This is a genomic window from Glycomyces sp. NPDC049804 (assembly GCF_040674615.1).
Lineage (GTDB): Bacteria > Actinomycetota > Actinomycetes > Mycobacteriales > Micromonosporaceae > Glycomyces > Glycomyces niveus.
The window spans coordinates 84,894-99,752 of record NZ_JBFAMQ010000015.1; the positions used below are offsets into that span (position 1 = coordinate 84,894).

General features: G+C 73.4%; 11 protein-coding genes. 3 read left to right on the top strand and 8 right to left on the bottom strand.

What is annotated here, in order from left to right:
• Nucleotides 1-16: 16 nt before the first annotated feature.
• The 5 genes from arsB to AB0K52_RS20990 all read right to left on the bottom strand — a co-directional run bounded on the left by arsB (nt 17) and on the right by AB0K52_RS20990 (nt 4,765).
• Entirely contained in the window at nt 17-1,078 is a 1,062-nt protein-coding gene (gene arsB / locus AB0K52_RS20970; protein ID WP_363534881.1) for an ACR3 family arsenite efflux transporter, read from the bottom strand.
• Entirely contained in the window at nt 1,075-1,446 is a 372-nt protein-coding gene (locus AB0K52_RS20975; RefSeq protein WP_363534884.1) for a metalloregulator ArsR/SmtB family transcription factor, read from the bottom strand. The genes arsB and AB0K52_RS20975 overlap by 4 nt, the downstream gene beginning before the upstream one ends.
• A 241-nt stretch (nt 1,447-1,687) precedes the next feature.
• Complete coding sequence (locus AB0K52_RS20980) at nt 1,688-2,350, bottom strand: GAP family protein (protein WP_363534887.1); 663 nt, start codon at nt 2,348-2,350, stop codon at nt 1,688-1,690.
• 167 nt (nt 2,351-2,517) lie between these two features.
• Nucleotides 2,518-3,756 carry a DUF418 domain-containing protein gene (locus tag AB0K52_RS20985; protein WP_363534890.1) on the bottom strand — a complete coding sequence of 413 codons (1,239 nt, stop codon included), beginning with the start codon at nt 3,754-3,756 and terminating at the stop codon, nt 2,518-2,520.
• 175 nt (nt 3,757-3,931) lie between these two features.
• Nucleotides 3,932-4,765 carry a sugar nucleotide-binding protein gene (locus AB0K52_RS20990; RefSeq protein ID WP_363534990.1) on the bottom strand — a complete coding sequence of 278 codons (834 nt, stop codon included), beginning with the start codon at nt 4,763-4,765 and terminating at the stop codon, nt 3,932-3,934.
• A 168-nt stretch (nt 4,766-4,933) separates the two neighbouring features.
• Here AB0K52_RS20990 and AB0K52_RS20995 point away from each other — a divergent pair, with 168 nt between their 5' ends.
• Nucleotides 4,934-5,764, top strand: coding sequence for an MBL fold metallo-hydrolase (locus tag AB0K52_RS20995; protein WP_363534894.1), 831 nt, complete (start codon nt 4,934-4,936; stop codon nt 5,762-5,764).
• Here the strand turns inward: AB0K52_RS20995 and AB0K52_RS21000 are convergent.
• Both AB0K52_RS21000 and AB0K52_RS21005 read right to left on the bottom strand, forming a co-directional pair.
• On the bottom strand, nt 5,761-8,064 hold the full coding sequence (locus tag AB0K52_RS21000) for a beta-galactosidase (protein WP_363534897.1): 2,304 nt from the start codon (nt 8,062-8,064) through the stop codon (nt 5,761-5,763). The two genes, AB0K52_RS20995 and AB0K52_RS21000, sit on opposite strands and share 4 nt — an antisense overlap.
• 25 nt (nt 8,065-8,089) lie before the next feature.
• Nucleotides 8,090-11,449: a DUF5107 domain-containing protein gene (locus tag AB0K52_RS21005; RefSeq protein ID WP_363534900.1), complete on the bottom strand. Its 3,360-nt coding sequence runs from the start codon at nt 11,447-11,449 to the stop codon at nt 8,090-8,092.
• A gap of 55 nt (nt 11,450-11,504) precedes the next feature.
• Here AB0K52_RS21005 and AB0K52_RS21010 point away from each other — a divergent pair, with 55 nt between their 5' ends.
• The gene (locus AB0K52_RS21010; RefSeq protein ID WP_363534903.1) at nt 11,505-12,407 is read left to right on the top strand and encodes an AraC family transcriptional regulator; all 903 of its coding nucleotides are present in this window, start codon (nt 11,505-11,507) and stop codon (nt 12,405-12,407) included.
• Here AB0K52_RS21010 and AB0K52_RS21015 read toward each other — a convergent pair.
• Nucleotides 12,380-13,645, bottom strand: coding sequence for an MFS transporter (locus AB0K52_RS21015; RefSeq protein WP_363534906.1), 1,266 nt, complete (start codon nt 13,643-13,645; stop codon nt 12,380-12,382). The two genes, AB0K52_RS21010 and AB0K52_RS21015, sit on opposite strands and share 28 nt — an antisense overlap.
• A 99-nt stretch (nt 13,646-13,744) precedes the next feature.
• Here AB0K52_RS21015 and AB0K52_RS21020 point away from each other — a divergent pair, with 99 nt between their 5' ends.
• Nucleotides 13,745-14,830, top strand: a complete 1,086-nt coding sequence (locus tag AB0K52_RS21020; RefSeq protein WP_363534909.1) for a helix-turn-helix domain-containing protein — start codon at nt 13,745-13,747, stop codon at nt 14,828-14,830.
• Nucleotides 14,831-14,859 lie beyond the last annotated feature (29 nt).

A 14,859-nucleotide genomic window follows, 5' to 3' on the forward strand; every position in this document is an offset into this window, starting at 1 on the left:
TTGCTTTCGATGGCGGTCATGGCCGGGCTCCTTCAAGGGCGCGGAAGCGGGATCGGGCCCGCAGGCTCACGTAGACCAGGGCCACGAGCACCGGGACCTCGATGAGCGGGCCGACGACCCCGGCCAAGGCCTGGCCGGAGGCGGCGCCGAATGTCGCGACGGCGACGGCGATGGCGAGTTCGAAGTTGTTGCCCGCAGCGGTGAACGCCAACGTGGCGGTGCGCTCGTACGGCAGGCCGATGGCCCGGCCGAGGGCGAACGCCCCGGCCCACATGAGTCCGAAGTAGACCAAGAGCGGGACGGCGATGCGCACGACGTCCAAGGGCCGCGCGATGATCGCCTCGCCTTGGAGGGCGAAGAGCACGACGATGGTGAACAGGAGCCCGTAGAGCGCGAACGGGCCGATGCGCGGCAGGAACCGCTCCTCGTACCAGTCGCGGCCGCGGCGGCGCTCGCCGATGCGGCGCGTCAGGTATCCGGCCGCGAGCGGCACGCCGAGGAAGACCGCGACGTTCAGCGCGATCTCCCGACCCGAGACGTCCAGGCCCGCGGCGTCGAGACCGAGCAGGCGCGGGAGGGCGTCCAGATAGAACCAGCCGAGGGCCCCGAAGGCGATCACCTGGAAGACGGAGTTGAGGGCGACGAGGACGGCGGCGGCTTCGCGGTCGCCGCAGGCGAGGTCGTTCCAGATGACGACCATGGCGATGCAGCGGGCGAGGCCGACGATGATCAGGCCGGTCCGGAACTCGGGCAGGTCGGGCAGGAAGATCCAGGCCAGCGCGAACATCAGGGCCGGGCCGACGAGCCAGTTGAGGACCAGCGAGGAGACGAGCAGCCGCTTGTCGGCGGTGACCGCGTCGAGCCTGTCGTAGCGGACCTTCGCCAAGACCGGGTACATCATGACGAGGAGCCCGGCGGCGATCGGCAGGCTGATGCCGCCGATCTGGATCGCGTTGAGCGCCTTGCCGACTACCGGCACCCACTGGCCGAGGGCGATCCCGGCGAGCATGGCGGCGCCGATCCACGCCGGGAGGTACCTGTCGAGGGTGGACAGCCGCCCGAGTTCGGCGGCGGTCATGCGTCGACCGCTTCCGGGACCGAGAGCACCGTCGAGAGCAGGTTCAGCGCGGCTTGCTGGGCGCGGTAGTACACCCAGGTGCCGCGCCGCTCGGAGGTGACGAGGCCGGTCTCCTTGAGGACTTTGAGGTGATGGGAGATGGTGGGGGCGGTCAGGTCGAACGCCTCGGTCAGGTCGCACACGCACACTTCGCCGCCCGCGTGCGAGGCGATGAGCGAGAGCAGCCGCAACCGCACCGGGTCTCCGAGCGCTTTGAACCCGGGCGCCAGGCGTTCGGCCTGCGGCGCAGTCAAGGGCTCGGCGACCAGGGGGACGCGGCATTCCTCAAGGTCAGCGGCGCTCGCGAGGCGCAGTGGCTGTTTCGACATGCGTCTATTTTGATGGCCATCGAGTCGATCGGCAACCCCGGACCAGCGGGTCCGCGCCGGCGCGGTCGCTGCCGGTACTGCCCGCATGGGCTACTACCTGCAAAAAGGCGGTGCTCCTGGGGCGCGAGCGTCGTTGAGTTGCGGCCCGCATTTCACCGGCGGTTCACCTGGGACCGGACCGGCGCATCCACCTCCCGGTCTTGGCTCCAGCCGAGCTCGTGTACGCCTCGGCCGCTGCTCTTCACCCGACCCAGAACACCAGCACGGCGAGGCTCGCGGCGGCCCCCGTGAAGCACGCGGCGGCCGTCTTGGGGCTCGGCCCGACGGTACCGGTGTGGCCGCTCAGCATCGACTCGAGTCGGTCGCGCAGCTCCTCGTTGAACGCGAGCCCGGCGGCGAGGATCAGCGCCGAGGGCAGGGCGTAGACGAGGGTGTAGCCGACGAGGACGGCGACTGCGGCCGGGGCCGCGACGTCGGCGGCGATGAGGCGCTCGACGGCCAGGACCATCGGGAACGCGTTGGGAAGGTCGCCGACCGTGGCGAGGACGCCGAACGGCAGCGCGCTCCAGGCGTTCACCCACGGCGGCAGCGTGAAGCCCTTGCGCTCGCGCGGCCGGAGCCGCCGCGCGCCCATCACGATCAGCGCCGTCGCCAGCCCGGCGAACAGCAGGCGGCGCAGCCACAGCGTGAAGTCGTCCAGCACCGAGTCCGCGAATGAGAGTCCGAAGTAGAACATCAGGGCCAGGGCCAGGAATGACACGGCCGCACCGAGCATGAAGGCCCACCCGGTGGGCGCGGGTCGTTTCGCGCCGAGCAGGATCACGATGACGATCCAGATCGTGGCCGCGTTCACCGAGTCCAGCAGCGCCAGCCCCGTCAAACCCCACAGCAGCCCGCCCGTCACCGGGCACCGCCCCGCTGGCCCATGCGCGATCTCCTCCCGGTCGACGGCGCTCCCGCCGTGTCGAAGGCGGCCCGCGCCGCCCGTCCGCGCACAGTACCCAGGCGCGCCTGCGCCTCCGCCGCGGGCCGGGCCGGTGGACCCCTCGCCGGGCGAGGGGTCCACCGGGCTCAGCGGCGCGGCCGCTTGTAGACGAGCCTGCGGAGCAGGACCTCGGCCGGGCCTTGCCGCCCTTCGACTTCGAGGACCCGGGCGGCCAGGGCGCCGACAGCCCAGATCACCAGGGCCACTCCGACCGCCCCGGCCTTGCCGACCGCGTCGCCGACGCCGATCAGGTCGTGGTTCATGACCAGGGCGATGGTCAGCGAGATGAACAGGTAGACGCTCAACGAGCGCTGCCCGGCGGCGGCCAGGAGGCGGGTGCCGGGGCCTTGCCGGTCCGCCAGGCGCAGGCTCAGCAGCCCGAACAGGGCCGCGTAGCCGATGCCCGCGAAGACGCCTGTGAGTTCCTGGACCGTGTTCAGGACGCCGTAGGCGATGCCGCCGACCTCGAACGCGCCCGCGCCGGCCAGCGCCAGCGGCAGCGCTCCGGCGAGTGAGACCGAGACCCCGAGGAGGGCCAGGCGCTTGAGGAGCGGCGCGTTGTCGGCGGGGCGGTCGAGCAGGCGTTTGCGCGCGGCCCAGATGCCGATGACCACGAAGGCGAACATCGGGAACAGGAACGTGTTGCCCACCGGCCCGGCGATGACGCCGATCAGGCGCAGGGCCCAGTCCTCGCCGGTCGCGTAGCCGGGCTGGACCAGCGTGCCCTCGTCGGCGACCAGGACCGACATCATGATCACGGAGGTGGTCAGGTAGATCGGGGCGAGGATCGCCAGGGCCTTGCCGAGCCTGAAGTGCGGCTTGAAGACGAGCAGGCCGATGGTCAGCCCGGCCAGGCCGTAGGCGGCCAGGATCTCGCCGGTGTAGGCGAGGAGGGTGTGGACGGTGCCGAAGACCAGCAGCCACAGGCTCCGGCGGCGCAGGATGCGGCGGCTCTCCTCCTCGCTCAGGCCTTTGCGCCGCCCGCCTTCGACGAGCATGACCAGGCCGTAGCCGAACAGCACGCCGAACATCGGGAACGCCCGGTTCTCGACCACCAGTGTCGATACGAAGCTCACGGCCTGGTCGAGGGACGAGCCTCCGGGGCGGCGGCCGTAGCCGCCCGCGTCGCCGCCGGTCGTGTAGACCGGGGCGTAGGCCATGGCGATGAGCAGGAGCATGAAGCCGCGGGCGAGGTCGGGCGCGAGCACCCGCTGCGCGGGCGCGCGCGAGGCCGCGGTGGGCGGCTCGGTCGGGTCGCCGGGGCCGGTCCCGCGGACCCGGGGCAGGAGGACGGTGTCGGAACCGTCGGTCGGTGGGTGGGCCACAATCGCCGCCTGTGTCTCGTTAGGAGTGAGTGCTTCCGCAGAAGTCAACTGTCACAACGATTTTCGATCACAAAGCGGACAAGTACCATCCTGCTGACCTGACCCTGCGCCGTCTTGCGCTCCCCCGGCGCCGGGGTAGGGCTGGCCCCACTCGCCGGGCGTGCGGCGGTCGCTCCTACTCGGCGTCGCGCCAGCGCTCAGGGCCCGCGGCCGCGATGATCGCGTCGTAGCCCGCGCGGTAGTCGGGGTACAGCAGCGGCCCGAGGAGCGCCGCGAGCCGCTCGCCCGAGAGGACGTGTCCACTGGGGCCGGTGGGCAGCGCGGGCGGCGGCGGGACCTGGAGCAGCCGGGCGATGTGGTCGGCGACCTCGCCGCTGGTGGCCGGGTGGTCGTCGGTGGCGTGCAGTGTCGAAGGGGGCGTGGGCGTCCGGAGCAGTTCGTGGAGCGCCCGCACCAGGTCGGCCTCGTGGATGCGGTTGGTGCGCCGGTTCCGGTCGATCGGGACGCCGCGGGCGACTTGGCGGATGAGGTGTTCGCGACCCGGCCCGTAGATGCCCGCCGGGCGCAGGACGATCGCGCCGAACCGGCGGCGGGCCTCGTTCTCGCTGTCGAGGAGGGCTTGCGCGCGCGGGCTCGCGGGGTTCGGCGCGTCGTCCTCGGTGAGGGTCCGCAGGCCGGGGTCCCCGTCGAACACGCGGGTCGAGGACACCAGGATCACCCGCCGCGGGAGCGCGGGCAGCGCCTCGGCGAGCCGGCGCAGCGGGGTGACGAGGTCGGGTGACTCGGACCGGTCCGGGGTCAGGGTGACGACCATCGAGTCGACGGCCGGGAGCGCCGCGGTGAAGGGCCGGCGGTAGTCGAGGGCGATGCCCGTGAACGAGTCGGGGAGGGCGGCGGCATCGCGTCGCACCGCGAACACCGGGCGGCCGGTTTCGACGAGCGCTTCGCCGAGCCGGGTGCCGACCTTGCCGCAGCCGAAGAGGAGCACCGGGGCACCGCGGTTGTCCATCACGACCGGCCCCCTGTTCCTCGCCACGATTGTCGCATGAGTGATCGACGCGGCGGACCTGCGAGGCGCATCGCCGCGTCCGCGCCTCCCGGGGACCTCCGCCGCCGGCGCGGCGGCTGGCGTACCGTCCGAGAGGAGCGGTCGCCGACCGTCCTGAGGAGGAATCCGATGCTGAGCCAGGTCGCGGAGGGCGTGTTCACCCACCAGAGCGCGCTGCTGGAGAACAACGCCGTAGTCGTGCGGGGCCGCAACGGCGCGCTGCTCGTCGACCCCGGCCTGACCGAGGCCGAAATGACCTGTCTCGCCAACGATCTCCGCGAGTCGGGCCAGAGCGTCGCGGCGGGGTTCGCGACGCACCCCGACTGGGACCACGTGCTCTGGCACCCCGACCTCGGCGCAGCACCGCGTTACGGCACCGCCCGCTGCGCGGCGTTCATGCGGGACTTCCGTTCGAACCCGGACTGGCGGGCCCTCGCCGCCGCGGCCCTGCCGCCGGAGATCGCGGACGAGACCCCGCTCGACCTGTTCGGCCTCATCACCGGCCTGCCCGCCGGCACGACCGAGTTCCCTTGGGACGGGCCGCGAGTCCGCATCATCGAGCACCCGGCGCACGCCCCGGGCCATGCGGCGCTGCTCGTGGCGGACCGGGGGGTGCTCATCGCGGGCGACATGCTCTCCGACGTCCTGGTCCCGAACCTCGACACCTTGAACGACGCCAACGACCCGACCGAGGAGTACCTGGTCGGGCTGCGGCGGCTCGAGGCCGTGGCCGGGGATGCGGACTTCGTGATCCCCGGCCACGGGTCGGTCGGCGGCGCGGACGAGTTGCGGGCTCGCATCGAGCAGGACCGGGCCTACGTCCTCACCCTGCAGGAAGGCGACGTCCCCGAGGACCCGCGCGTCGGCTCCACCGCCAAGCCCGGCTGGGAGTGGACGACCGACATCAGTGCCGACCAGGTCGCGCGCCTCGCCGAACGCCATGAGCGCGGCGGCGTCTAGGGAACCTCCGACGTCGGGGCGTTGAGGCGGATCGTGCCGACGCGGATGATCGCCGCCGACTTGATCGCGATGCCGTCCTCGATGGCGCGGACCGACTGGTCGACCCAGACACCGGCGGCGCGCCGCCACGGGAGGAGTTCGAGCCGGACGCCGTGCCGGGCGACGGTGTCGCGGTACGGGGTCAGGTCGATGTCCCAATTGCGGCCGTGCCAGAAGTGGTCGCTGACGAACGCGTCGCCGATGTAGGCGCGGCCGGTGTCGCCGGTCCAGTCCAGGCGCAGCAGGGCGCGGTCGGCGTCGCCGAAGTCCGGCACTTCGATGTGGACGGTCGCCGCGCCCGTGTAGTCGGTCGGGGCGCTGAGGCGGCCCATGGGGCCACCGCGGCGCGGCTCGGGTGCGGTGGCGGGTCCGGGCCGTTCGACCGGGACCGGGATCGCACCGGCGTGCGCCGCGGTGAGCGTCCAGGTCGCCCAAGGGCCGTCGCCGGCGTCGGCTTCGAGTCGGCCGCCCTCGGCTTCGAGTGCGGTCGGCGCGGGGAGGAACGCGATCGCGGCGTGCTCGGTGGCGGGGCGGACGATGAGGTCGCCGTCGTCGAGGTGGACGGGCGCGTCGGCGAGGATGAGGCGGTCGCGGCCGGCGAAGGGGAGCCGGTAGAGGCGGTTCGCGCTCGCGTCGTCGAGCACGAGGAGGCGCACGCCGTCGAGGTCGATGACGCAGTCCGGGCCAGGTGCGGCGGGCAGGTCGACCACGGTGCCGTCGCCGAGGACGATCTCGACCGGGACGCCGTCCGTCGCGGCCAGGACGACGAGGTCGTCGAGGCGCGTGAGCAGTTGCGCTGTGGCGCTGCGCAATTCGAGGTCGGCGGTGAGCGGGTATCGCAGCGGCCAGGCCGCCGAGACCCCGGCGGGGAGGTCGATCGGCGCGGTCGGAACGGTCACTTCGCCGTCGTCGAAGCGGACGGTGAACTGGACACCCGACTGCGCGGCGAGGGGCCGCTTGGGCGGCTGGTACGTGGTGGTGAACAGGTAGCCGCTGCGGCCGTCGGAGCGGACGGCCCATCGCAGCTCGTCCGGGTCGTCGCTGCCGCCGCCCACAGTGGAGGCCATGGTGGCGATCCGGTGGCCCTCCTCGCGCAGCCAGAGGTGCTGGCGGCGCAGGTAGTGGTGGTGCGGGCGGATCTGGCCGTGCTCGCCGATCGGCGCGTGAAAGTCGTAGGTCAGCTGCGGGACGTCGTTGGGGTAGCCGGTGGCGTGCGACTCCTGCTGGGTCCCTTGGGCTCCGGTGCGCTGGGTGCCGCCCGCGTACATGTAGTAGCCCTGCCAGGCCGAGCCGGAGCCGATCTTGGCGAGCGCCAGGTTCGCCACGTCTGCGGAGGAGACGAGCGGGCGGCGGTGGTAAGCGACGTGCATGCCGCCGCCGAGTTCGCAGGTGGCGAACGGGGTCCGGTCGTCGTGCTCGAGCGGTTCGGCGGACTCGGTGGCGATCCCGTCGAGCGCTTCGCGGAGGTCGGCGCCGACGGTGAGGTCGTCGCGGACCTCGGAGTAGCGGAAGTGGAAGGGCGCGAAGGCGGGCCACTCGGTGGTCTCGTCCTCCCAGAAGCCCTCGGCGTAGGCGCTGTAAAGCGGCAGGAGCGTGGCGGGCACCTGCGCGCCGCCCCACCCGGTGGCCGTCCACATCGGCACCCGCAGGCCGGACTCCTCGGCGATCCCGCGGAGGGTCGCGAGGTGGTCGGGCCGGTCGTACAGCTCGTTGTCGGCCTGGGCGCCGATGACCGGGCCGCCTTCGGCGTGGGTGAGGCCCTTGAGCTGGGCGATGATCTGCGCGTAGAGGGGCCGCACCAGTTCGAGGTAGGCCGGGTCGTCGGTGCGGGTGCGGAGGTCGTCGCGCTCGGCGAGCCATTCGGGGAAGCCGCCGTAGCGGTACTCGCCGTGGCCCCACGGGCCGAGGCGGACGATCACGTCGAGGCCATGGGCGGCGGCGAGCTCGATGAACGCGCGCAGGTCCAGGTTCCCCGACCAGTCGAATCGGCCCGGCTCCGGTTCGTGCGCGGCCCAGAAGACATACGTGGCAACGGAGTCGAGGCCGCCGGCGCGGGCCTGGCCGAGCACTTCGCTCCAGCGTTCGCGCGGGATGCGGGAGTAGTGGATCTCGCCGGTGATGGGGATCCACGGACGGCCGCCGCGTTCGAACCACCGGCTGGTGACCTCGATCCGGTCGGGTGCGCCCGCGGGGTCGCCGAACGGCAGGTGGCCGCGGAGGGGCGGGGCGGGAGGGAAGACGCGCAGTTCGTGGGCGTTCATGTCGGTCCTTTGAGCAAGTTCAGCGTCAGTGTCGGCGTGTGGCGGCCGTACGCGCGTAGGGGTTGAGGGGGTCACGGGCGAGGACGCGCCGTGCCAGGTCCGCGGCCCTCTCGGTGGCGCCGTCCAGGAGCGCGAGCTGGGCGCGGAGGACGAGCACGCGCGTCTCGTGGGCGGCCTGTGCATCCACAGTGAACAGGAGCATCGCCGGCAGGGACGTCGCGAAGTAGTCGACCGTCGCCGCCGCCAGGGCCTGCTCGGCGATGTACCGCTCGAGGTCGTCGCGCAAGGCGGTCGCGGCGTCGCGCTTGCCGAGGCGGCGCAGCGCGGTGACCGCGGCGGCGGTGTGCTCGGAGTGGGCCTGCACCTGCATCCCTTGGAAGTCGCCTGCCTGCGCGGCGGCCTGCTCCCAGGCGGCGCGCGCGGCGAGCTCCTCCCCTGCCCCGAAGCGAGCGTCACCGAGGACGAGGTGCAGGTCAGCGGTGTTGGCGAGCGGATGGCGGGCCTCGCCGAGGCTGCGCGGCGGCTCCAGCGCGGCCCTGGCGTGCACGACGGCGCGCTGCGGGTCGCTTCCGATCGCGTTGCGGGCGAGGAGGAGATGCGCGTCCTCCCACGCGGCGAGCACCCGGCCCTCGCCGCCCTCCCAGGGCTGGAACGCCCGTCCGGACAGCACGCTGACGGCCTCGCCCGGGCGGCCGACGGCGGTCAGGAGCTCGGCGAGCTGGACGGACAGGTCGTCGCGCGCGTCCACGAGATCGCGCCGGCGCTCCAGGGCGGCGATGCGTTCGGCCGGATCGAGACCTCGTCGGCCGTCGAGCTGGTCGGCCTCGAAGAGCAGGCGGGCGTCATCGGGCGCGGCGGCGCGGGCCAGCGCGTACCAGTGCGCGGCCCGTTCGGGGTCGCCTTGCACGTTGTGGGCGGCGACGCCGAGGTTGCGCAGCACCACCGGGTCGCCGAGGCCGGCGGCGGTCTCCCAGGCGGCGATGGCCTCCTCGCGCCGGCCCGCGGCGTAGAGGCGGTGTCCGGCCAGCGCGGCGAGGACCGGGTCGTCGGGGCGGCGCCCGCGGAGGCGCGCCAGGGCGTCGTCCTCGGTGTGCGAGGGGAAGCACCAGGTGCGGTCGATGGCGTGGACGTGTTGCAGCGCAAGGTCGGCGGCCGAGGGGTCGCCGCGTTCGAACTCGAGGTCGGCGCGGTGGAGCCAGGCGATCGGCGCGACGTTGACCTGGCCGGGGGCAGGGTCCAGCGTCGCGGCGGCCGTGAGGAGGTCGATCGCGGCGTCGTCCTCGCGGATGGAGCGGTATTCGAGGGCGACGTCCAGGGCGATGGTCGGGTCGGTGGTCGGCTCGGCTTCGAGGCCGAGGCGCACGGCGAGGTCGCGGGCCCAGGCGTCGAGCGGGTCGTCGCGGAGGGTGCCGCGCACGAGGTCGCCGGCCGCGGCGATGTCGCCGGTTCGCAGTGCGGCGACGGCGGCGAGGTCGCGGGCCTGGACGTGGCGGGGGCTCCGTTCGATCACGGCAGCGAGTCCCGCCGTGGCGTCGCGGCCTTCGGCGAGGTCGAGTCGGGCGGTCGCGACGGCGGCGGCGTCGGCCCAGGCCTGGTCCCACAGGGCCTTGCCGAAGGCTTCGCGGGCTTCGGCGGCGCGGCCTTGGCGGGCGAGGACGAGGCCGAGCTGGTAGTGGGCCTCGCCGTCGCGCGGGTTCGGGTTGCGGCGGGTCAGGCGCTCGGTCGCGGTGCGCAGCAGGGCTTCGGCCTCGTCGAGCAGGCCGGCTTTGCGACGGCGGGCCGCGAGCGCGGTGTTGGTGCGGGCGTCGCCGGGGTCGCGGCGCAGGGCCTCGGCCCAGTACGGTTCGGGCAGGCGGGTGGCGTGCCGGTACTGGTCGAGGTGGAGGCCGGTCTGATAGAGCTCGTCGACCGATGGGATCGCTTCGGGCGCTGGCGGTTCGGTGGCGGGATCGGCGGAGGCGGGTGCGGTGGGCGCGGGCGGGGGCCGCCAGGACACGAGCGTTTCGCCGTCGTGCTCGACGGCGAGTTCCAGGCCGGTTCCGAGAGCCGCGCCTTCCGGCTCTCCTCCGGTGTCGAGGTCGAACTCCTCGACCAGCGGAGCGCCCGGCGCGAGGTCCGCGACGATCTCGCGGACGACGCGGCCGCCGGAGCGCAGCAGGACGCGCGCACCGGGGCGGGGCGAGGTCGCCGCCGCCGCGATCCGCGCCCGGTGGCCGTCGACGTCGAGCCTGACCGCCGCGTCCAAAGTGGCCTGGTGGACGGGGCCGGTGTCCTGGATCGGGTACCAGTACTGCGAGAAGGTCTTCGTCTCGCCGGGCTTGAGGAAGGCGAAGTCGGGCTGGTTGTCGGTGAAGACCCCGGCCATGAGCTCCACGTACGGGCCGTTCGTGTCGGTCAGGTGCGCGTCCCAGGCCCGGCCGAAGGGGGCGTGGCCCCAGGTCCACTGCTTCTTGCCGGGCGCGATCCGGTGGTCGGCCCAGTGCACGAACCCGGCGCGCGCGGCGTGGTCGTACCCGCCGAAGAAGTCGTCCTCGGTCCCGATGCACATGTAGGAGGTGGGCACCGGGATGTTGCGGTACCAGTCGAGCCGGTCGCCGTCAGGGCGATCCGCCGTCCGCTGCGCGGGGTAGTCGACGCCGTAGTAGCGGCCTTGCGCCGCAGGGAAAGTCGTGGTGGCGCGCTTGGCGTGGTCGGCGACCGCGCGCACGTCCGCAGGGAAGAACGACTGGTAGTCGTCGTGGACTGCGGCGGCGACGTTGGCCCACCACAGGAACGTCTGCACCTCGTCGGTGCGGTTGACCAAGTGGCCGCGCAGTTCGATCACGGCGCTGGCCGGCCGCAGCCGGACGCCGTGCATGCCCTGCATGCGCGCGAACGGGTCGTGGTCGGAGCACCAGACCGTCACGGCCCCATCGGCTTCGTGCTCGATCAGCGCCTCGACGGGGAGGTGCGTGGCGGGTCGGTGGTGCTGGGGCCAGTTGAACTCCACGCCGCCGGAGACCCAGGGCCCGGCGAGGCCGACGAGGGCGGGCTTGATGACGTCGTTGCGGTAGAAGAAGTCGTAACCGCGGGTCTTGTCGAGTCCGATGTGGATGCGACCGCCGAGTTCCGGGAGGATCATCAGCCGCACGTACGCGTTCTCGAGGTGCACCGCGTCCCAGTCGCGCGGGGCCTTCTCGCGCGAGACCGCGTCGATGAACGGCAGCGGATAGACCGCCCCGGAGGAGCCCTGGTAGACGCGCTGGTCCAGGTAGGCCGGGTAGCGGTCCGGCGCGGCGGGCGCGTACGCGTCGATCGCGACCGCCTCCCGCCAGGCGCGCACGGGCCGGTCGGCGAGCGCCGCGGGGGCCTCGGGCAGGACTATCCTCGACTCTTCGGTGGGCATGTTCAGAGCCTATGAAGACTTGACATGCCTGTCGATGGTCATTTCACTAGCGGATATGGACGAACCGATGATCGTCACCGATGCCGACGGCGTCCGGGAGGGGTTCGCGGGCCAGCGCATGCTGGTCGTGCCACGCGCGGCCGTCGACCAGGCGCTGCGCCACCCGGTGACGGGGAAGCTCCTGGTCACCGACGCCGGGTACTTTCCGCACGCCGCCCGGCACGGCCGTTCGCGGCCGCGCGGCGCGGGCCAGCACCTGCTGCTGGTCTGCACCGACGGGAAGGGCTGGTGCCGTTCGGAGGGCGCCGACGTCACCGTCTCGCGCGGCGGCGTGGTGCTCCTGCCCGCCGACCGCCCCCATGCGTACGGCGCCTCCGACGAGGACCCGTGGACGCTCTGGTGGTGCCATTTCACCGGCGCGGACGCCGCGGACCTGGTCCTGACCGCACATGCGGCGGCGGGCGGGCGCGTGACCCATCTGCGCGATCCGGCGCCGGTGGCGAGCCTGCTCTCGCAGGTGATCGACGCCCTCGACTCGGGGCCGACGATGTCGGCGCTCATCCGGGCGTCGGGCGCGGCCTGGCACGCGCTCGCGCACGTGATCGCGACCGGCCGCCGGAACCCCGGCCCGGCCCTCAACCCGCTCGAACGGGCCGTCGACCACCTGCGCGCCACCGCGCCGCGCCGCACGTCGGTGACCGCCCTGGCCTCGATGGTCGGGCTCAGCGCCTCGCAGCTCAGCTCCCTGTTCCGGGAGCACCTGGGAGTCTCGCCGCTGCAGTTCCAGGTCCAGCTCCGCATGGCCCGTGCCCGCGAACTCCTCGACGGCACCGACGTCCCGATCGCCTCGGTCGCCCGCGAAGTCGGCTACGACGACCCGATGTACTTCTCCCGCCAGTTCTCCCGCACGCACGGCATGACCCCGACGGCTTACCGGGAGCGGCCGGCGGGGACCTGAACGCGATCCCGCTCGATCCCCATTGGACTGACGGACGGCGTCTCCCGGTCGCGTTCGGCGGCGACGGCGCCGGCGGCGGCGAGGGTCGCGGCGGCGAGGCCGCCCCAGAGGGCGACGGGGCCGAGGGCGGCGAGGGCGGTGATGGCGGCCGGGGAGACGGCGAGGCCGAGGCCGGTGGAGAACTGGAAGCGGGCGAGGGCGCGGCCCATCGCATGGGCCGGAGCGAGGGCCGTGACAAGCGCGGTGGCGCTGCCGGCGTACAGGATCTCGCCGAGGTTGCAGACCAGGGACACGGCCACGATGGCCGGGGCGGCCCAGCCGTGCCCGAGGAGGCTCGCCGCGAGGAAGCCGAGGTAGGAGGCGGCCAGGACCGCGCCGCCGAGGGCCAGCACGGACCGGCGGCGATAGCGGGACGTCAGAATGGTGACCGGCACCTGCAGGGCGACCACCATGACCGTGTTCGCGATGAAGACGACCGCCGACCACGCCGGGGAGGCGTCCAACTGGGTCACCAGGACCAGGGGAAGCGCGATCTCGGGGACGTTGAGGCAGAAGGTGTAGACGACGTTCGCGGTCAGGAGCGCGCGCATCTTCGGCGGCGGACCCTGGACCTTCTCCCCCGCTTCGGCATCGGCCGTGCCGGCGCGCAAGCGGACCGACCAGGTCAAGGCGGCCGCCGCCGAGTAGGCGAGGCCGGTGACGCCCGCCAGCGCCTGCAGGGCGCCGGCGCCTCCTGTCAGGAAGGCGATCGCGAGGAGCGCGCCGACGCCCATGCCGCCGTTGCGGAGCGCGCGCCCCGCGGCGAGGGCGGCGTCGCGTTCGCGGCCGTGCGCGACCGTGGCGACCAGGGCCGCGTGGGCGGCGGGCCACGCCTGGTTGCCGACGCCGAGGAAGAGCGCCGCCGCCGTGAACATCGCGACGTTCCCGGCGGGGGCGGCGAGCAGTAGCGCCACGCCGGCCACCCGGACCAGCATCGAGGCCGCCACGACCGTGCTGCGGGCGCCGCGGTCGAGCCAGCGGCCCACGAAGGGCGTGCAAGCGAGGGCCACGACGATCCCGGCGGTCATGGCGATGCCCGTGACGGGCGCGGACAGCCCGAGCACGGTCACTCCATAAAGGAGCAGGAAGGGCCGCAGCAGACCGGTGCCGAGCGCGTCCACGGCGAGGGCGACGGCGTAACGGGGTCCTCCGGAGGCGCGGACGAGGGCGCGCGGCCGGGACTCGATGGCGGTTGGCATGGCCCCAACGTTGCGTCCAGCGCCCGGCCCGCCCGCGTCGATTGACGGAGTTCGTCAACCGATGCGGCCCCCCGCCCCGCGACCGGCGAGAATGAGGGCATGGCGTTGAGGATCGACATCGGCGGGCTGCCGCCCGGGCGGGTGCGGTTCTCCGTGTCCCCGCTGGCCGAGCTGACCGCGATGCTCCATGTGCTGGCCGAACCCTCGCACCACCCGCAGCACGTCGGCTGGGCCGGCAGCGTCTGGGCGTCCCTGCCGCCGGAGCTCGCCGAGCGGCTCGACGAGGCGGAGTTCCTCTGGCGCTCTTCACGGGCGGACTTCCTGGTGCCCGCCCGCCCCCGGCCGACGCTGGCCGAGGAGCTCGACGACGTGGACCGCATCGACGACGAGGCCTACGCGACCGCCGCGCTCGTCACCACCTGCGGCAGCAACCGGGTCCGCTTCAACGCCCCGTCGCCCCTCGCCGACGCGACGGCCCGCGACCGGGCACTCGCCCTCGCCCAGGCTCGCGGCGCGGTCCAGGAGGCCTTCGCGGAACGGCTCCTGACCGACCCCGCGGCGGTGCGGGCGCGGGTGCGCGAGACCCTCGAAGCGTGCGCCGAGGCGTTCTTCGACGCCGCATGGGCGAGCGTCGCGGTGCGACTCGCCGACGACCGGCGCCTCAAGCACGACCTGCTGCAGCGCAAGGGCATCGGGCCGGCACTGGCTGCGGTCTCCAGCGCGGTCACCCTGGCGCCCGACGGCGGCGCCATCGTCGTGGACAAGCTGCAGGACTCCGCGACCACCGCCGATGACGCCGGGATCACCTTCCTCCCCAGCGTCTTCGGCCGCCCGCACCTGGTGGCGGTCTACGCCAAGGGATGGCAGCCGGTCGTGCAGTACCCGGTCGCCGAACCGAACGCACCGGAGTCGGTCTCGCTCGAGACGGTCACCCTGCGCCTGGAGGCGCTGGCGCACCCGGTGCGACTTCGACTGCTGCGCACCCTGGCCCGCGGCGCCCACACCACCGGCGAACTCGCCCACGCCTGGGAGCTCTCACCGCCCGAGGTCTCCCGCCACCTCGCCGTCCTGCGCCGGGCGGGCCTGCTCACCTCCCAGCGGCACGGCCGCTACGTCCGCTACAGCCTCAACCCGACCGACGTAACGGCGCTGGGTTCGGACCTGCTGAGCGCGGTCCTGCGCTAGCACCCTCGGGCGGCGTCCGCGGTCGTGGA